This window comes from Desulforamulus profundi, from assembly GCF_002607855.1.
Genome location: NZ_AWQQ01000007.1, coordinates 40,997 through 60,632 on the forward strand (window position 1 = coordinate 40,997; position 19,636 = coordinate 60,632).

At 51.2% G+C, this 19,636-nt stretch carries 15 protein-coding genes and 2 pseudogenes; 7 read left to right on the forward strand and 10 right to left on the reverse strand.

All coding sequences use genetic code 11. The features are described from left to right. Positions 1-7 precede the first annotated feature (7 nt). From P378_RS01035 to P378_RS01070, 10 genes and pseudogenes are all read right to left on the reverse strand, one after another. A complete protein-coding gene (locus tag P378_RS01035) occupies positions 8-475 on the reverse strand; it encodes a GntR family transcriptional regulator (RefSeq protein ID WP_238472704.1) in 468 nt (155 codons plus the stop codon). Next, positions 469-708, reverse strand: a complete 240-nt coding sequence (locus P378_RS20425; protein WP_238472705.1) for a GntR family transcriptional regulator — start codon at positions 706-708, stop codon at positions 469-471. Before P378_RS20425 ends, P378_RS01035 begins: the two co-directional genes overlap by 7 nt. Before the next feature lie 562 nt (positions 709-1,270). Continuing rightward, entirely contained in the window at positions 1,271-2,131 is an 861-nt protein-coding gene (locus tag P378_RS01040) for an ATP-binding protein (RefSeq protein ID WP_099081967.1), read from the reverse strand. Then, on the reverse strand, positions 2,128-2,976 hold the full coding sequence (locus P378_RS01045; RefSeq protein WP_099081968.1) for a P-loop NTPase: 849 nt from the start codon (positions 2,974-2,976) through the stop codon (positions 2,128-2,130). Before P378_RS01045 ends, P378_RS01040 begins: the two co-directional genes overlap by 4 nt. Before the next feature lie 11 nt (positions 2,977-2,987). Further along, entirely contained in the window at positions 2,988-3,347 is a 360-nt protein-coding gene (locus tag P378_RS01050) for a NifB/NifX family molybdenum-iron cluster-binding protein (RefSeq protein WP_099081969.1), read from the reverse strand. A 205-nt stretch (positions 3,348-3,552) separates the two neighbouring features. Beyond that, a pseudogene (locus tag P378_RS01055) lies at positions 3,553-4,394 on the reverse strand (Mrp/NBP35 family ATP-binding protein). Positions 4,395-4,687: 293 nt separating this feature from the next. Further along, on the reverse strand, positions 4,688-6,094 hold the full coding sequence (locus P378_RS01060; protein WP_180260916.1) for an FAD-dependent oxidoreductase: 1,407 nt from the start codon (positions 6,092-6,094) through the stop codon (positions 4,688-4,690). After that, the gene (locus P378_RS22650) at positions 6,031-6,843 is read right to left on the reverse strand and encodes an FAD-dependent oxidoreductase (RefSeq protein ID WP_180260917.1); all 813 of its coding nucleotides are present in this window, start codon (positions 6,841-6,843) and stop codon (positions 6,031-6,033) included. The genes P378_RS01060 and P378_RS22650 overlap by 64 nt, the downstream gene beginning before the upstream one ends. A gap of 13 nt (positions 6,844-6,856) precedes the next feature. Continuing rightward, entirely contained in the window at positions 6,857-7,369 is a 513-nt protein-coding gene (locus P378_RS01065; protein ID WP_099081970.1) for a 4Fe-4S dicluster domain-containing protein, read from the reverse strand. Between the two features lie 20 nt (positions 7,370-7,389). Continuing rightward, the gene (locus P378_RS01070) at positions 7,390-9,477 is read right to left on the reverse strand and encodes a molybdopterin-dependent oxidoreductase (RefSeq protein ID WP_099081971.1); all 2,088 of its coding nucleotides are present in this window, start codon (positions 9,475-9,477) and stop codon (positions 7,390-7,392) included. A 353-nt stretch (positions 9,478-9,830) separates the two neighbouring features. Between P378_RS01070 and P378_RS01075 the strand changes: the two genes are divergently transcribed. The 7 genes and pseudogenes from P378_RS01075 (at position 9,831) to arsB (ending at position 19,567) form a co-directional block, all read left to right on the forward strand. Next, positions 9,831-11,327 carry a TIGR02677 family protein gene (locus P378_RS01075; protein WP_099081972.1) on the forward strand — a complete coding sequence of 499 codons (1,497 nt, stop codon included), beginning with the start codon at positions 9,831-9,833 and terminating at the stop codon, positions 11,325-11,327. 14 nt (positions 11,328-11,341) lie between these two features. Next, complete coding sequence (locus P378_RS01080; protein ID WP_099081973.1) at positions 11,342-12,520, forward strand: TIGR02678 family protein; 1,179 nt, start codon at positions 11,342-11,344, stop codon at positions 12,518-12,520. Then, positions 12,520-14,376, forward strand: a complete 1,857-nt coding sequence (locus P378_RS20440; protein ID WP_238472706.1) for a hypothetical protein — start codon at positions 12,520-12,522, stop codon at positions 14,374-14,376. The genes P378_RS01080 and P378_RS20440 overlap by 1 nt, the downstream gene beginning before the upstream one ends. After that, positions 14,373-16,598, forward strand: a complete 2,226-nt coding sequence (locus P378_RS20445; RefSeq protein ID WP_238472716.1) for a TIGR02680 family protein — start codon at positions 14,373-14,375, stop codon at positions 16,596-16,598. The genes P378_RS20440 and P378_RS20445 overlap by 4 nt, the downstream gene beginning before the upstream one ends. After that, entirely contained in the window at positions 16,591-17,922 is a 1,332-nt protein-coding gene (locus P378_RS01090) for a TIGR02679 family protein (RefSeq protein ID WP_099081974.1), read from the forward strand. Before P378_RS20445 ends, P378_RS01090 begins: the two co-directional genes overlap by 8 nt. A gap of 200 nt (positions 17,923-18,122) precedes the next feature. Continuing rightward, positions 18,123-18,494 carry an ArsR/SmtB family transcription factor gene (locus P378_RS01095; RefSeq protein WP_099081975.1) on the forward strand — a complete coding sequence of 124 codons (372 nt, stop codon included), beginning with the start codon at positions 18,123-18,125 and terminating at the stop codon, positions 18,492-18,494. A gap of 15 nt (positions 18,495-18,509) precedes the next feature. Continuing rightward, positions 18,510-19,567 (forward strand): annotated as a pseudogene (arsB, locus tag P378_RS01100) (ACR3 family arsenite efflux transporter). Positions 19,568-19,636: the final 69 nt, after the last annotated feature.

A 19,636-nucleotide genomic window follows, 5' to 3' on the forward strand; every position in this document is an offset into this window, starting at 1 on the left:
TTCAAAATCAGGTCGCTGTGGTGAGTCCCCGGCTCTGGGCCACTTCATTGAAATAGGCCCGGCGGGAATTATCGATGTGCTCCCTGGCAACCCGTTCCGCCAGGCTGCCGTCCCGAATTTTAATGGCCTCCACCAGAAGCCTGTGTTCCCGGGTGGCTTCCTCAATACGCCCCGGGTGGCAGTAGCCAACCCTGGTATACCTGCTGATATGATCAACCAGGGTGGTAATCATGGCATACAGCCTTTGACTGTCCGCCGCCTTATAAATCAGGTCGTTAAACTGCTGATGCGCCTTTTCCAGGTTTTCCAGGTCCCCCTCGGAGGCGTATTCTTCGATATCTTTCAGCAGACTGACCAGCTGCTGCAGCTGCTCCGGCTTAATTTTCTCCGCCGCCATCCGGGCTGCCAAACCCTCCAGCACAGCTCTGATGCGGTAGATCTCCAGTACCTCCAGATCGGTAACCTGCGCTACCACCGTACCGCCCCGGGCAGATGGGCCACCAATCCCTCCAATTCCAGCATTCGAATGGCTTCCCGCACAGGGGTCCGGCTGACCCCCAGAAAGTCCGCAAGTTTTCGCTCAATTAACCGCTCTCCCGGCGTTAAACGGCCCCCCAGGATAGCCTGCCTCAATTGTTCATAAACCTTGTCTCTTACCTGGGGTTGAGGAACGGTTTCCACCGGCATCAGACCAAATTTTCCTGTCATTGTCCATCCCCCTCATGGTATACAGGTATACCATATTTGGTTTTATACTAAAAATTATGAAAAATAACCGCAACCTCTCTATACGGGAGAAACCCCTGCTTTTTTGGCATGATGGCTTAAATATCATGCAAAATATCGTTCTTTCTCTGTTTTAAAGGTTTTCGTTTGAAACGGCTGCCAGGGCGGTATGTACTTCAAACAGATAAGCCGCAGTCCCTGTAACTCAGGGAATACGGCTCTTATTTTGGTATACCAAATTTTTTTCGTTTTATGGGGATCACCTTGGTCTTCTTCTTTTTTCAGAAGTTGGTTTAAACCAATGCGACATGGGGAATGGCAAACTCCTGTGTAGTACCGAAATGTTCATTGACCCACCCGCTTTTTGCCGGCATGGCGATTTTCATCTGATACTCCTCCTTTATTTGTATCGTTGCTGTTTTCATTGGCAGGTTGTAAGTTTCCCCCGCAACTGCACCTGAGTGGTTTTAAACCTTTATGATACATGCGCAGGTATTCCACAATTTTTCCACACTGGCTGCATCGGAACCTTACTATACTCATACTATACTCCTAACAAAAGGGTAACCTGGTGCCAGAGATCCCTAATTACAGAAGCCGCCTCGTTTTCTTCTATTTGGGTAACCGGCCTCCCCCGTAACAGAGACTGCGACAGAGCCTGGTTATAAGGAATTTTGCCTATCACCGGAACCCCGAGTTTGCAGGCGGAGGTTTCTATCTCCCTGCAGTTCTCTTCATCTAAATCATACTTATTAATACAAACGGCAGTAACACAGCCAAATGTGGCAGCCACCCGGAGAATCCTTTCCATATCATGCAGTCCGGACCGGGTAGGCTCCGTAACTATTAGGGCCATATCAGTACCCGCCAGGCAAGAGATAACGGGGCAGCCAATACCCGGTGGTCCGTCGCTGATAATGAGAGGCATATTTCTATCAGCAGCAATCTCCCTGGCCTTTTTGCGAACTACATTCACGAGAAGTCCGGAATTTCCTTCAGCAATGCCCAGCTTGGCGTGCACCATTGGTCCCCACTGAGTTTCCGACACATGCCAGTGGCCGGATAAATGTTCTTTAAGCTGCACCGCTCCCGAGGGACAAACCTGGTAGCACAGGCCGCAGCCTTCACAGGCATAGGGATTCACCTGGTTGTCATTGATGGCAGAAAACCTGCATAATTCCTCACAGGTACCGCACTTCGAGCACAGGTCAGAGGATATGTGGGCCTTTATTCCGCCTATAAAAGGATGGGTTTCTTTTATATCCGGCTTTAATATCAGGTGCAGGTTTGCGGCGTCCACGTCGCAGTCGCAGATGACAGCTTTGCCTGAGAGGGTGGCAAAAGAACCCAGGATGCTGGTCTTGCCAGTTCCTCCTTTGCCGCTGATAACCGTTAGCTCTTTCATCCGGACACCTCCCTGGCTACCTGCTGGTACAGACCAATGAATTTTTCAGCCCAGACAGGGTTACTTTTGACAAGGGGTATACCTCTGGCGTACGCCCGGGCAATTTCTGTGTGCAGAGGGATACGCATTAAAATGTTTAATCCCTTCTCCTGGCAGTAATGATCAATCAAATCGTTACCAGGCACATCTCTATTAATGATTACACCGCAGGGGACTTTAAGAACCTCAAGCATATCTACTGCCAGCGACAGATCATTTAATCCAAAGGGAGTGGGCTCAGTTACCAGAATACAGTAGTCCGTCCCCTCAACAGCAGCCATCACCGGGCAGGAACTGCCGGGCGGACCGTCGATAACAGTAACAACACCCTTCTCCGCCGTATTTCTTACTGCCTTAATAACCGGGGGACTGGCGTGTACGCCAAGATTTAATCGGCCGGTAACTAATTTCAAATCACCAGACTGGCTTACGTGAACCGTTCCCACTTCTCTGGGGGCAGGCACCAGGGCTCCGGTTGGGCAGAGGTGCCAGCAAGCACTGCAGCTATGACAGACATCCGGGAAAATAACGAGGGTATTTTTCAACAAGGCAATAGCGTTAAAACGACAAACCTCCGCACATCTCCCACAGTACCGGCATTTATCATAATCGATCTTAGGAATAGGTAAGCTGACATTATGTTTACTAACAGGTTCTTGTTCGATGAAAAGGTGGACGTTGGGTTCTTCCACGTCGCAATCCAGCAGTTGAACAGGCCTGTGCTTATTCAGGATAGATAAGGCCAGGCTGGTGGCAACCAGGGTTTTGCCGGTTCCTCCTTTGCCGCTGGCTACAGAGATGTTCATGTGCTCACTCCCTAACTACCGTGTGGGCCGACATTGGCTGATGCAGCCTCGGTCAGGAGACCCTTTTTGTAGCGCTCCGTCATGTCTTTTACCTTGCCGGAAGCTCCTGTGTATACCTTTATACCTGCTGCCTTCAGGGCAGTAAAGGCGTTAGGGCCAACATTACCGGTGATCACCGCCTGTACCCGGTGTTCGTTCAATAAGCTGGCAGTAGCAATCCCAGCCGCTCCCGGAGAAAAACGGCCGGTATTTTCAATGGCTGAATATTCACCTGTACCGCTGTCATAAAGAACAAAGTACTCGCACCTTCCCAGGCGTGGATTAACCTCACTGTCCGGGTTTTTGCCAAAAGCAGAAACGGCTATTAGCATATTGCTCACTCACTCCTTATTCCTCTTGTTCCTCTTGCCGGGCAAAGTTTTTTCAACCGTCCACCCAAAAGCCCCAGGCATCGCCCTACGATTCCCGGTTCTCCTTTTCTTTTGAGAACCTGCCTGCAGCGTCCCCTCCTGTAACCGGTAATCGGCTGCTTACCAAAAAAGCTTCTATTCCGCCTCACCGGTAACCCCTCACTTACTAGCTTACCTGGCTCTTAACTTTCAGCAGTTTCGGTATTTCTTCAAAGGCTTGTGTTTTAGCCTCTTCTACCAGACCGTTGTCGCACAGACGTGTAAACTCCGGATCAATGGGAAGAACTTCCAAGACGGGTAATTCATCCAGAGTGTCCCCCTTTTGCAGGGCCTTGCCAAAAAGTTCAAACCTTTCCCCGCACCTGGGGCAGGTAGCATAAGCCATGTTCTGTACATATCCCAGCAAGGGGGTCTCCATAATTCCGGCCATCCGAACGGCTTTCTTAACGATCATCGCAGCCAGGTCCTGTGGGGATGTGACCACCACAATGCCGTCCACCGGGATTTGCTGCATTACAGTCAGGGGAACATCTCCGGTGCCGGGCGGCATATCAAGCAGGAGATAGTCCAGTTCACCCCAGTTCACATCGGTCCAGAACTGCTTAACAGCACCGGCAAGAATAGGTCCCCGCCAGATAACGGTTCATCCTCCTTTTCCAGCAGCAGGTTTAAGGACATGATTTTAATACCGCTGCCACTGGTGGCAGGAAGCAAAAGACCCTGGTTGGGGGGTATCCTTTTCACCCCGAACATCTTCGGAATACTGGGGCCCGTAATGTCCGCATCCAGAATGCCAACTTTATAGCCCATTCTCCTTAAATTAACGGCCATTAGCGCTGTTACAGAAGATTTGCCCACACCGCCTTTACCACTCATCACGGCAATGACTCGACCGATCTTGCTCTGCCCACCGGGATAGAGTTTTGGCGGGGGACTGCATTTCTCTCCGCCGCAGGTACCCTCTTTCATTTCTCCACAACTTGAACACTGGTTACTTTGGTTACTCATGGTCCATCCTCCTTTAAATGGAATAGTATTTGTTATGTACTGGCAGAAACCAAAAACCCCTGTTTTAAAACTACCAGAACAGCTTTACAGCTCGCCTATAAAGAGTTATTGACATCCGTTCAAAATCATATTATAGCTATTATGAACCAATGTCAATAAAAAATAATAAAAAATAAAGAAAAATATTCGGTTATAATTAATGACAGTATTTGAAGATTGATAGGTCATTGTTTATTGGTGAATTGAAGAAAGCCCCTTTCAAACCGGGGCTTTCTTCAAGTTTCCAAGAACCGCTATACAATTCTCATTCCATAAATATTTTTCGACCAAATAAGCCGGGAACATTCGGGACATACCCTTTTTGTGGGATGTTCTTCACTATAATCATTCTCATTTTTATTCAAAATAAAGTTAATGTGTTTTTGGGTTGTAATTGGTTGATCGCACTCCTGGCATTTTATAAGCTCCAGACGGCTCATAAGACCCCCGCACATGCGCATTTCCCTAAACCCGTTTCTATCTTCCGCGGTGATGGCACCGGTGGGACAATTAATAGAACAGGTGCCGCAACCGATACACTTTTCACCAGGGCGTAAAAAGTCGGTGAGCGGCTCCTCTTCCCTAACATAGCCCAACTGCAGGGCCCCGGCGCCAACCTGCTGTTGGCAGACCTCTACACACCGGCCGCAGGCGATGCACATGTCGCAGCGCAGGCATCTGGCTGCCTCGGCAGCGGCCGCTTCCTTACTTACCGCTTGCATAATTTCCTCAAAGCTATGTTGTTTGTCTTCCATATACAGGTCGTGTAATTTCACCTGGCCGGTCAGGGACTTCTGTTCCGCCGTTACAGGCATGGGGTTGATGCTTTTTCGTTTTAACGGGTATTGAATAGATGCCGACGGCTGCTCTCCCCGCAGGTAAGCATCAATAGCGGCAGCAGCTTGCTTGCCTGCGGCCATAGCCTTAACGGCGCTGGCCGGACCGGTAACCGCATCCCCGCCCGCAAAGACACCCGGCAGAGAGGTCTCCAGAGTCAGGGGGTCTACAGTTATGCGGTTTTTGGTCACCTCTACTCCTTCGAATTCCAGGTAGGAAAGGTCGGGCTGCTGGCCGGTGGCAAAGACCACCAGGTCTGCCGCCAGGTTATATTCCGAGCCCTCAACAGAAACCGGTTTGCGACGACCGCTGGCATCCGGTTCACTAAGTTTATTTTTTAAGCAGGTCAGGTGGGATACCTGTTCATTTTCACCAGCTACACTGACAGGGGACACCAGGAAGTCAAAAATGATTCCTTCATGCTCGGCGTCCACAATTTCTTCCACCAGGGCCGGCATCTCTTCCCTGGTGCGCCGGTAGACAATCCTTACCTCTGCAGCCCCAAGCCGTAGGGAAACCCGGGCAGCGTCAATGGCTACATTACCGCCACCCACCACCACCACTTTCTTGCCGCTCAGGTCCGGGGGTGTTTCTTTGTCTAAGAGTACCTGGTTAATCTCCTTTAAAAAGGTGATACCGTCATAAACGCCCCGGTATTGTTCAGCGCCTGCAATGGGAACGGAGCCCTGCCACGCGCCGGTGCCCAGGAAGACTGCGCTGTACCCTTCCTTGAGTAATTGCCGGATACCCTGTTCGCCTTTCACCGGACTGTTGACCCGAATCTCCACTCCCATAGACTTAATTCTGGCAATTTCATCCCGCAAAACCTGCCTGGGCAGCCGGTAGGGGGAATGCCATAGGCCAGCATGCCGCCCGGCTCGGGCATGGCTTCAAATACAGTCACCCCGTAGCCTCGTTTGGACAGAAAATAGGCGGCTGACAAACCCGCCGGACCGGCGCCAACCACAGCCACTCTTTGGCGGTACCTTCTGACAGGCAGGGTTGTAAAATCTTTGGACTGTTCTTTCGCTTCATCATAGGCCACCCTTTTTAAGGCGCAAATGGAAATGGCCTTATCCACCTTGGCACGCCGGCAGGCCCGTTCGCAGGGGTGCTCGCAAATGCGCCCCAGGGAGCCGGGCAGGGGCACGTCTTCCCTGATCAGTGCCAGGGCGTCACGATATTTCTCCATACCCACCAGTGCAACGTAATTAGGTATATCCAGTCCCGCAGGGCAGGCAGCCTGGCAGGGGGCCAGTATCAACCTGGCACATTCACCGGCAGGACAGACATGATTTTTTATGTGCACCAGGAATTCATCGCGGTTTTCCTGCAGATGTTTTATAACATCCCCGGCAACCGCCTGCCCTTGCCGGCACTGGCAGAAAACGCCTACCTGGCCAGCCAACCGGTCAATGAAGTCCAGGTCCCCCTGTTCTGCTGTACCGTTTTCTACCCTGTGAAGTTTCTCTAAAATCTGGTTAAAATGCCGCCGGCAAACGCTGCAATATTCCCCTACCTGGAGAAAATCATTTATCAATTGGATTGTTTGTTTAACCTTGCATTTGGCCATTGTCAACACATCCTTATGAACAGGCTTCCCCGGAGATTAGCTCCTTGATAAATCTGACCCGCTTGGTATCGGGCAGGTTTTCGGTTGGTACAAGGTCCAGGCAGTCCGTTGGGCAAGCAGTTACACAGGCCGGTTTCAGTCCGGCGTCCAGACGGTCCTTACAGAAGTCACATTTGACTGCTTTCCCCTTTTTACTGTCCCACTGGGGAGCGCTCCAGGGGCAGGCCATAATGCAGCTTTTGCAACCGGCGCAGCGTTCCTGTTCAATATAAATCACACCGTCGCTTTCCCGCTTTTGCATGGCTCCGTTGGGGCAGGCGGGTATACACCAGGGGTTGTCACAGTGGAAACAGGATAAAAAGACATAGTTCGCTTTATATCGTCCGTTTTCTTCAACGGGCCCTACTTCAATAACTTGGTTGGGCTTAGGTCCTACTCCCAGACCTTTGTTTATCTTGCACTGAACCTGGCAGCTGCGGCAGGAAATACACTTCTTCTCATCCTGAAACAGGTAGTATTTGCTCATTAGAAAGACCCTCCCATTAATTATTCAGAAACCGGCCTCACCGATACACAGACGTGTTGCAGGGCAGGACTGCCGCCTATGCGGTCGGTGATGTTCTCCTGCAGCAACGTGTCACTGGCGCCCCGGTTAAAACATCTGCTCTGTGCCGGTACCCGGCGACCAAAGCCGTGCAGCATAAACACTGCCTCAGGGTGGATGTGGTCGGTGGTAAAGGCCCGGATGGTCTCTTTGCCTCTGCTGGAGCAAACTTCCACCATTTGCCCGTTTCTAATACCCAGCTTCTCTGCCTCTCCGGTGTTGATCCAGAGCAGGTTTTCATGCACTAACTCGTTCAAGAGGGGGTTGTTCTGGGTAGAAACATGGGTGTGTACGGCGTTGCGACCGATCATCAGTCGGAATGTCCCTTCTGCCGGGGGATTGACCGGCTCATATGGAGGGAAGGACGAATACCCGTGCTTCTCCAACAGACTTGAAACGAATTCAATCTTGCCCGAAGGAGTTTTAAACTTTATGCCATTCTTCCTATCCCAGCGCAAGGGCTCTTTGCTTAATGATACAAATCCTTTGGCATTGAAATCTTCCAGGGAAATACCCGTGTCCGCCAGTTGGTAGGACCATAACTCCTCCAATGAGTTATAAGGAAAGTACTGACCGATGCCCAGCCGTTCCGCCAGGTGTTTCATAATTTCCCAGCCGGGCCTGGTATCATACCTGGGTGTCACCGCCGGCTTGCGGATAAACAGTGCAGGCTTTAAGCCAGCCAACTCCTGGATGGAGTCGCCCCTTTCCAGGTAAATGCTTTCCGGCAGGATAACATCTGCCAGCCATGCAGTCTCGCTAAACTGAATGTCAATGGCCACCAGCAGGTCTAATTTTTCCATGGCCCGCCTGTTGGTTTCATAGTCAGGGATGGAAAGCATCGGGTCATGGCGCCAAACAATTAATCCCTTGATGGGATACGGGTCCTCGGACAAAATGGCCTGGGGCAAAAGCTGCACCACACCGTGGTTGGGGTCGGCGGTGGGGAATTTTGGGGTACCCACTCCGTCACACCTTTCATCGGTTACCGGCGGCAGGTTCTGACCGGTTAGCTTATTCAGGGGCTTTCTGCCCACATCCCCGGCTCCCTTCTTGATAAAGATTCCGCCAGGGGCTTCAATGCTTCCCATTAAGGCATTTAAGATGATAAGGGACCTGCGAATGTAGATTTCATTGGTATAGTGGGATGAACGGTAGCCGTAGTGAAAGATCACTGCGGGCCTGGCATCATTTGCTTCCCGGGCAAGGTTGATAATTTCCCGGGCAGGAATGCCTGTTTCCTGTTCCGCCCATTGAGGTGTATAGGGTTCAACGAATTTCTTCAACGCTGCAAACCCCTCGACCCAGCGGTCCACAAACTCTTTGTCGTAGAGTTCTTCCTTGATGATAACGTTCATCAGGGCATAGTTGAGAGCCAGGTCGGTACCGGGCCTGATCATGAGATATTGATCCGCCTTTGTGGCGGTTACGGTTACCCGGGGGTCAATATAAGTCAGCCTGGTTCCCTTTTCCATCGCCCTGGTTAGTTGTTTCACTTGCTTAAGTTCCAAAGATTCAAAGTAGTTTCGACCATAAAGTATTACATGCTTGGCGTTTTCTAAATCAACACCTATACTGCCGTCGGCATATCCCAGCAGGGAACGAAAGGCCGTATTAAGGGAACCTTTACAACAAGAGTCATGGGTGAAATAGTTAGGTGATCCAATGGCTTTCATGAAAGTTTTGCTGATGTGGGAATTTAGGTGTGCTCTCTCTGTAAGAGCAATGCTCCGGCTGCCGTAGTTATTTTTGATCTCCCTGATTTTCCCTGCCACATAGTCCAGTGCTTCTTCCCAGGTAGCTTCCCGCCACTGGCCGGATCCCCGGGGACCTGTTCTGATCAGGGGTTTTTTCAGCCTTTCGTTATCATTTAACAGACTTACACCGGCGGCACCCTTGGGGCAAATGCTTCCTTCGATGCCTGTCACATAGGGATTGCCTTCAATGAGCTTTACATCATCATGCTGTACCATCACCTTAATAGGACACCGAACCGTGCACATAAGGCATATGCTGTATTCATGCTTCATGGGGGCTGTTTCTCCTTCCAAGAAAAATTATTTTCAAAAGGCAGATGATTCGGAAAGTAAATTATTAACGATGATAATAGCAAAATAGTGACAATACTTATGTCCAGATTAAGACTATTTTTTGTAAAGTTATTGTCAAAATGCTGGATTATAAGAAATTAGTGTTTAGTAAAAAGACCGGCTCGCAGTAGATGATTTTCAGGTACTAAGGCACTGATACCACTTTATTCTAAAAAATTTCTATGTATCACCGCTTTGGTTTTTTATAATCTTAGCAATACATTACAAAAGGTTTTTTATGACTTAAATAGAATTCTAGTTAAAACAGGTGTAATTTTAGAGGTTAAATTACAATGAATAACAATTTATTAAAGCCAATTGTTGAATTAAGTTATCTAAACGCTCAAAATGTCGACCGTTACCGCTGCATTATGAGGTGCTTCTACGAGCACCACCGGCGACTGCAATACTGGCTGCGGCCCGAAGAAGTATACAGGGGCGTCATGACTTATGGCCTGTTGGAAAACTATACGATAGAACAATGCCAGCAGGACCTTAACCAGTTAGTGGAGTGGAAAAACCTTGTCCCCCAGCACGACGGCGGACGCTCCACCACGGTGGAAGAATACCTGCGCAAAAAATTTCGCTACATGATGACTCCCTATTCCGTAGAGATTGAACGTTTGGTGGTCAGCCTGGAGAACATCCGGGGCTACGGCGGCTCACTGGAGCCTTCCCTTTTCGAGAGCATCGCGTTGTCACTCCAGAGAATGAAAGAATCCTCTCCGGCCATTACTCCTCAGGAGGCCCTGGCCCTGTGGGAAGAACTCTACGAAACCTTTACCAAGCTTACTGAAAACGCTGCCGACTATATTGCCAGCCTGCAGAGCAGCAAAACCGAAGAACTGATGCAAACGGAAGCCTTTTTAGCCTACAAAAATTCTGTTGCCGGATACTTGCAGGGCTTTGTACATGGCTTGCAGCGTCATGCCTATCGCATTGAAGGGATCCTCCCCCTATTCAACCCGGAGTTCATCAATTTATTTTTCGAAAAAGTACAAAATGCTTTACTGGCCCGCCCCCAATTGGATGAGCCGGTAACCCCGGAAGAATACATGCACCGGCTGCAGACCCAGTGGCACAGCCTGAACCGCTGGTTTCTGGGTGAATCCGGGGAGAAAAGCGATGTATATTATTTGGAGCAGACCACCAAAGACACCATTGCCCGCATTGTGCGGGCGGCCCTGCGCATTCAGGAAAAACGCCGCTCCGGCATCAGCCGGCGGCGGGAATTGGATTACCTGGGTCAGTGGTTTTTCTCCCTTGCTTCCGCCGAGGAAGCTCACCGGCTGGCAGCCTACGCCTTCGGCCTGTACCGCTGCCGCCACTTCCAGGGAGAGGACGACAAAGATACCGAGTCTCCGGATGTGTCTATGTGGCAGGCGGGCCCCAACATCCGCGGCCTGCGTTCCCGCAGCCGGAAGAAAGGCCGCAGTTCCGGCCCCGACCCGGTTAAAAATCAGCAAACCAGGCAGCAGAAGGCCAAAGCCGAGTACCTGGCCCACCAGCGGCAGCAGGCAGAGTTGCTGGGGAAATTCCTGGAACAGGGGTCGATCACCATTTCCTCTTTAGACACCGTTCCTGCCTCAACCAGGCAAGTACTTCTTAAATGGATTGGCCTCTGTCTGGCCAATAAATCCAGGCAAATTCGGACACCGGACGGCATCGAAATCAGTCTCCTGCTGCCGGAAAACCGGCAGCGCACCGTTTTACATTGTGAAGACGGGGAACTGGACATGCCCGACTATACCTTAAACTTCCGTCAATTGGCGAACAGCAACGAACTATAAAGCGAGGAAAGCACATGTCCCGTACGATCCGGAACAACCGGGAAGAAAAAAAGGATTGTTTTATCGCACTGCTGAACCGCCCCTGGGTAACCAAGGCGGATGACCCCGAACTATACCAGAGCATTCGCAGTCATTACCAGGAACTGAGGGATTGGTTTCAAGAATATTGCGGTTTCAGCCTGCTGTTGACCCGGCAACTGGCCAGGCTGGAGAAGTTCCCCGGCCAGGCCCATGATTGGATGGGGCTGGAGTTATTAAGCGAACCCCTGGACTATGCCCTTTTTACCTATTGTCTCTGGTACCTGGAAAGCAAGAATGAAACAGACCAATTCCTGCTCACGGAAATGATTGAGGAAATTAAAAATCATCTGGCCGGTTCCCGGGCATCGCTGGACTTTACCCTCTACCACCACCGGCAGTCCATGTACCGCGCACTCAAACAACTAAAGGAACTGCGGGTGCTGGTGGCGGTGGACGGGGATGAAGCGGAGTGGGCACGGGTGGGCAATGACAAAAACGTCCTCTACGAATGTTCTGTTTTGTCCCGCTATGTGCTCCGGCACTTCCCGAAAGATTTAACCACCTATCAGACCCCCGAATCCCTGGGGGAACTGACCTACCCGGACGACCAGGAAGGGCAACTCCGCCGGCGCCGTCACAGAATTTACCGCAGGCTGTTGCAGGAGCCGGTGGTGCACGACTGGGACTGGAGCCAGGATGAGCGCTACTACGTGCTGACCCAGCGGCACACCATTCTGGAGCACCTGTCTGCCCGTTTCGGCCTGGAAGGCCAGCGTTACCGGGAGGGACTGATCCTTTTTTACCCGGACCACTCAGCAGAAATGGACCTCTTTCCTACAGCCAAAAATATCTCCGATCTGGTTTTGCTGCTGGCGGGAGAGATCCGTCGCCTGCTGGACCAGCCGGGTACCGGCCTTTATACCGATGAACGCGGTTGTATCCCGCTGACACTGGCGGAGCTGGAAGGGCTCCTGCTGCGCCTGCGGGAAAGACACAAATCCCTTTGGAGCCAGCAGCTTCGCCAGGCGAAGAGCAATGAACTGGCCCGGGAATTGCTTGATCATTTAACGGGCTGGGGCCTGGCAACCGTAAATTCAGAGCAAATGGTTTCACTCCACCCGGCCCTGGGCCGCTGGAACGGAAATTATTTCACAGGTGAGGATGAAGAATAATGCGAAACCGCTGGCAGATGAACCTGGCCGGTATCTTTAATTTCTGGTATTACACCGATGAAGTGCAGTTTCAGTTAAGTGACGGCCGCCTGGTCCTCCGGGGGGCGAACGGTTCCGGCAAGTCCGTAACCATGCAAAGTTTTTTGCCGCTGGTGCTGGATGGTAACAAGCGCCCCTCCCGCCTGGACCCCTTTGGTTCAAAGGACCGGAAGATCGACTATTACCTGCTGCTGGAGCCGGACAGCGGTATCCAAGACCGGATCGGTTATCTTTATCTGGAATTTTATCACCCGGAACAACACCGCTACCTTACCATTGGCATCGGGCTGCGGGCACGCCGGAATGCCGCCACCGGCTTCTGGGGCTTTGCAATCACAGATAACCGCCGGATCGGTAAAGATATTCTGCTCTATGAAAAAGATTACAGCCAGGGGCAGGAGCAAAAAATTCCCCTCACCCGCTCCCAGCTGGAGGATGTAATCGGTGAAGGCGGGCAGGTGGTTACCGAGCAGGGAAAATATATGGAAATGGTCAATAAACTGCTCTTTGGCTACGGCGATTTACAGTCCTTCCAGGAACTGCTAGATTTACTGATTCAACTACGCAGCCCCAAGTTGTCCAAGGATTTTAAACCAACCACCATTTACGAAATCCTCAGTAACGCCCTGCCTCCCCTGCAGGATGATGAGCTGCGCCCGCTATCGGAAGTAATGGAGGATATGGACCAGATCAATGACCGCCTGGAGGAAGTTAGCCTGCACCGACGGGAAGCGGAAAAACTCCAGCAGGTCTACAACCGTTATAATAAATACCTGCTTTACAGCCACTCCGCCCAACTTCTGCAGGCCAAAAGGCAGTGGGACAACCAGCAGACTGCCACCCGGGAACTGGCAGCCAAATTGCAGGAGCTCTCCCTCTCTTTGCAGGACCGAAACGAGCGGTTCACAGAACAATCCGCCAAACTCCTGGAAGTTAACGCACGGCACGAGGTGCTTGCGGCCTCCGAAGCGTTGGAAAAGCGGCACGAACTAAACCGGCTGCGTGCTGAAAAAGAGAGAACAGACCGTCAGGCAGACCGGGTCGGCAAAAGCTTGCAGTACTGGCAAGGCAAGCAAAAGGACCACCTGCGGGATCAAGAGAGGTACGCTGCCGAAGTGGAGGATTATGCCGCCAGACAGCGGGATGCTCTCCGTGATATGGAGGACACCGCCAGGGAATTTGATTTCAGCCGGCACGATGTCTATCACCGCCAGTGGGACCGGGACATTCCCCGGGAATTTAGCCAGTGGCCTGCCTGGCAAAAGGATCTGGAAGAACAGGATAAGCAAATCGGCCGGGCACTGGAGATAGCCCGTCATGTGGATCAGAAAAAATATGAGAGAGACCGGGCGGAGCGGGAAGTGGGCAATGCCCGCCAGCGGCGGGACGCCGCCGAAGAGTCTTATCGCTTTGAGGAAGAAAACTGCGAGTTAGTGCAAAAATCCTACCAAGAGCAAATCTTTGCCTGGCGCAAAGGCCTGCAGGAACTTCATCTCAGTGATGATGAACTGCAAAAAATTCTGCACCGCCTCTCCCTGTTCCCGGAAGTCCCCTACGAATCCGTTAAAGAACCCTTGCTGGAGGCCTCCAACCGACGCTATTTGGATTTGCAAAGACAAAAGGTTGAATGGGAGCAGCAAAGAAACAACCACCGGGAAGAAAAGGAAAGATTGCAGGCGGCATGGCAGGAATGGAAAAACCATAAAGACCCGGAGCCGCCCCGTACCGAAGCCCGGGAGCTTTCCCGCCGTCATCGAGGTGGTGGGSCCCCCTTTATGCGGTCTGCGAGTTCCGGGAAGGGGTTTCCGAAGAACTGAAGGCGTCCTTGGAAGCGGCCCTGCAGCAAAGCGGACTGCTGGACGCCTGGGTCAGCCAACAGGGGCTGGGGATTCTGAGTGCTGAGGCAGAAGAGGTATGGATCGCCCCCAACCCTCAATTCTTTGGCTATACCCTGGCGGATTACCTGTACCCTACGCCACCGGAGGACAGTTCTCTGCAAGCGGAAAGCATTGATGAAATTCTCCGTACCATTAGCCTCGGGGACTCCGGTGCGGACAACCCGGGTGCCTCTGTTAGCGAGCAGGGCTATTTCCGCCTGGGAGCCCTTTGCGGCAAGGCGGCTCCCAAGAAACGGGCCGAATTTATCGGCAAAGAAACCAGGCACCGCACCCGGCTGGCCGAAATGGCCCGGCTGGAAACGCTGATGGAACAAGAGCAGCAAAGCATCGATGGCTGCACCCTTCAAATAGACCGGATTGAAGGTTCACTGAACAGACTGGCGTCGGAAAAATCCCTCTTCCCCGGCGGTGACGAATTGCAAGAAGCCTTCTCCAGACTGGCCCAGGCCAGGAGGGAAATGGAGTCCGCCCTGGAAGAAGAAAGACAAAAGGTGGATCATTTCCGCCAGGCATCCCAGGCTTACCAGGAGACCACAGCGGAACTGCACAGGTTCATGCAGGGTTGGACAATCCCCAAACATACCGGGGGCCTCACCTTCGCCCGGGAACAACTTCAATCCTACCGCCAGCTTCTGGGCGAACTGCGTTCCCACTGGTCCAGCTACCGGATAAGCCTGGAAACCTTAGACCGAACTGCGGCGGGCTTGCTGGAGGCGGCAGGAAAGATCGAGGAGGAAACTGTTGAGCTGGAGTCCCTGCAGGAAACCCTCCGGCACATCAACGCACAAATTGCGGCCTTTGAAAAAGCCCTCAAAGACCTGGGTATTGAGGACATCGACCGGCAACTGCGGGAACTGGAGCATGAAAGGGATTTATTAAAAAAAGGGATGGATTCCCTTGACAAAGAAATTCGTAAGCTGGAGAGAGAGCAGGGCATTGAGGAAAGCAAACTGTCCGGCGCCCAGGAACTGTTGGCAGAAAAAGAAACTACCATAAAGCAAGCCAGGGAGGCCTGGCTTGCGGAATGGAACCGGCGATTGGTGGCGGAGTGGTCGGAAACCGAAGTTTCCGAAGAGCAGCTGCCCGGATTATACCGTGTGGTCCAGCAGGTCCTGCAAAAATACCGAGATGAGAAGTACATTCAAAAAAGCAAAGACGGCATTACCAATGACCTGTTCCTGGCCTTCCAGGAATGCCGCGGCAACCTGCACTCCTACGGACCCGAGTTGGTGCTGGACGAGGAGCACCAGCGGAACCTGGTGCTGTTTATGCGGGACCGGCATAATCCCCTGCCGCCCCATGCCCTGGTGCACGAACTGAAAACCACAGAGGAAGAGCAGCGCCTGCTTTTAAGCCAGAAGGACCGGGAACTGTACGAGCAGATTATCATTCACAGTGTGGGGAAAGCCATCCGCTATAAAATCCTGCGGGCAGAGCAATGGGTGCAGCAAATGAACCGGCTGATGGAGCAGCGGGATACTTCCAGCGGCCTGCGCCTGCACCTCAAGTGGGAACCCAGGGCAGCCTCGAATGAGAAGGAACTGGACACTCTTCAGCTGGTCAATCTTTTGAAGAAAGACCCTCAAATGTTGAGAAATCAGGAAATCGAGCAGATGATTGAACACTTCCGCTCCCGCATCACCTGGGCCAAACAGGAGGCGGACCAGCATGATACCCTGCGGCAGTGGATTTACCGGTTGCTGGATTATAGAGAGTGGTTCCGGTTTACTCTCTATTATGAAAAGGGAGAGCAGCCCCGCCGGGAATTAACTGACAGCCGTTTTAATGCCTTAAGCGGCGGCGAAAAGGCCCTGTCCATGTACATCCCGTTGTTTGCCGCCACCTATTCACGCTATAATGACTGCCGGCCGGAAGCCCCGAAAATCATTTCTTTGGACGAAGCCTTCGCCGGCGTCGATGATGAAAACATGCGGGATATGTTCGGGCTGTTAACCCAACTGGATTTTGACTACATGATGACCAGCCAGGTGCTGTGGGGTTGCTACGATACGGTACCAAAACTGTCCGTTTATGAAATCTACCGCCCGAAAGATGCCAAGTATGTGACCCTGATCCAGTATTACTGGAACGGGTTCCGGCGTATGCTTGTTGACGAAGGTATGGTGGAAGAAAATGCTTGATTATTTGCAACAGCCTTGTTTTGAGAGGCTGTTTACCCAGGCAAAGAAAAAAATCAAGTCTTTAAACGGCCTCCGGGGTGCGGTCATCCTGGATCACCTCTCCCCGGAGGACCAGGATCTGATCAGCGGTTTCCTGGGGAAAAACTGTTTGGGAAAAACGAAGGTAAAAATCCCTTTAACGGTAATGGATGAAGTTCTAAAAAACAGTCCCCTGGAGATGGGGCTCTGTCCTTTCCTGGAACTTTATTTTAGCGAAAAACTCCTTACGAACCGTGAGATTTCCGAAGTTGGGGAACGTCGTTGGGCAGAATTTTTTCAACGCCTAGATCAGGAAGCCCAAACCTCGGTAACTCAGGTCTGGTTGACACAACTTTTTGAAGGGGCAGGGAGCGGTTACCGCACCCTGCTGGCCCGGTACCAGGAGAACCCGCAGACTGCCTTTGAAGAAGCTTACCTCTGCGTGAAAGCACTGGATTACCTGGCCACCCATCCCGGGCATAAAATTCGTATCCCTGTTTTTGCAGCAACATTAACCGGTGATCCCCATGCCCTGGATATGGAAAACTCGTTGGGGCGGCTGCTTTATTACGGCCTGCAGCACTTCTTGGGCAAATCGGAAACCGACTACACCGCTGAAGGAAAGCGAGCCCTATTCCGGGAGGTAGGTCTCCTGGACGACGATGTTTCATCCAGTGTAATTGTTGCCGGCCTACGCGTGTGCCCGGAGGACCCGAGGTTTGCCGTTTTCAGCGGTGCAAATACCACTGGCAGTCCCTTGATCTTACCCCTGCGTTTCCTGGAAATGCCGACCCGCTGGCAGCCAGGTCAACGGGTTTATATGGTGGAAAACCCGGCTGTATTCAGCACCATCCTGGATGCCTGCACCACCACTTCCCTCCCTCCAATCATCTGCGGCAGCGGCCAACCCAGTGTTGCGGCTCTCACCCTGTTGGACCAACTTGTCCAAGCGGGGTGTGTCATTCATTACAGTGGGGATTTTGATGTCAAGGGACTGGAAATTGCTACCCGCCTGGCACAGCGCTATAAGCAACATTTTCAACCCTGGTGTTATGACAGTGAAACTTATCTCGTGGTATCCAATGGCAAAACAATGTTTTCTAATCAACTAAGCGGTCTGAAACGGATTGATATTCCCTGGGACAAGCAATTGGTTGACAGGATGAAAGAAAGAAAGCTGTTTGTTTACCAGGAATCTTTTATAGAAAAGCTGGTGGGAAGTATTCAACCAACCATTTCGGCTACTATTGTCTTGGGTATTAATAAAATACATTTTCCACTTGCCCACTCCGCAATAATGGTTTAAACTCCCATCATTTGACCATTATCATTTCCTTTGTGCCCACCGCCCAATGCTATTTTTAGTCTAACCAGCCCTTTAAGTCACTTAAGGCAGTGTCAATTTGTGGTTAAAAAAATTTAACAGGTTATAAGTTGATTATATCATAACATAGTTATATAATAGTTTATCATATTTAAAAATTTAAATACATATGGTGGTGAGAAATGGAACGGTTAGTCAATCTCTACAAGGCCCTGGGGGATGCCAATCGACTGAACATCTTGCAAATGCTATCCGGTCAGGAAATGAGCGTGTGTGAAATCATGCACGGTTTAAGCCTCTCCCAACCGGCGGTATCACACCACTTAAAAATTTTACGGCAGGCGGATTTAGTAAAGAACACCAAGCACGGCAAACTGGTACTGTACACCCTCAATACCTGCGGTCTGAAACAAATTCACCCGCTGGTTGACAGTCACCTGGGGGAGTTACTCCGCTTTGCCGCCGCTGACGCCAAACCCTCGGCTTTGCGGGAAAACCCCAATTATTGCGAACTGATGGGCCTTAAAAAATCCATCTGTGAAAAAGATGAATAAGGAGGATTTTGTAATATGGCAGAAAAAAGACTGTCTACCCTGGATCGGTTTTTAACCCTGTGGATTTTCCTGGCAATGGCCATTGGGGTGGGGCTGGGCTATGTGTTCCCTGGCATTGCCGATTGGCTGAACAGTATGTCTATCGGCACCACATCCATTCCCATTGCCATTGGCTTGATTGTGATGATGTACCCTCCCCTGGCGAAAGTGAAGTATGAAGAAATAGGCAAAGCTTTTCGTAACAGTAAAGTGATGGGTCTCTCCCTCATCCAAAACTGGATTATCGGCCCCACCCTGATGTTTATCCTGGCCCTGGCCTTCCTGCGGGATTATCCTGATTATATGATTGGACTTATCTTAATTGGCCTAGCCGCTGCATTGCAATGGTTATTGTGTGGAACGATTTAGCCAAAGGGGACAATGAATATGCCGCCGCCCTGGTGGCTGTAAACTCTATTTTCCAAATGGTGTTCTATTCCATTTACGCCTACTTCTTTATCACCCTGGTGCCCGGATGGCTGGGCATGGAGTCCATTGAAGTACATGTTTCGATGGCTGAGGTGGCCAAGAGCGTACTGATTTACTTAGGCATTCCCTTTGCCGGAGGTATGTTGACCAGGGCTTGTCTCTTGCCCCGCAAGGGCAAGGAATGGTATGAAAAGGAATTTGTGCCCCGCATCAGCCCCCTGGCGTTAATTGCCCTGCTATTTACCATCGTGATTATGTTCTCCTTAAAGGGTAAATACATTGTGGAGCTGCCGATGGATGTGGTACGAATTTCTATACCGCTGTTGATTTACTTTACCATTATGTTTTTCTTGTCCTTCTTTATGAGCAAGCAGAGCTGCATCAACTACGGTCAAAGCACCACCCTGGCCTTTACCGCTGCCAGCAACAACTTTGAGCTGGCCATTGCAGTGGCCATAGCCATATTCGGCATCGAATCCGGTGCTGCCTTTGCGGCTGTTATCGGCCCCCTCATTGAGGTGCCGGTGATGATTGCCCTGGTGAATGTGGCCCTGGGCTTTAAGAAGAAATACTTCACCGCCGCCGGTGAGGTCAAATTATCATAGCAAAAGACTGCGGGAAATATCCTAAATCTTGATCTGGTTGACTGAGGAGGCACGTCATGAGCAAAATTA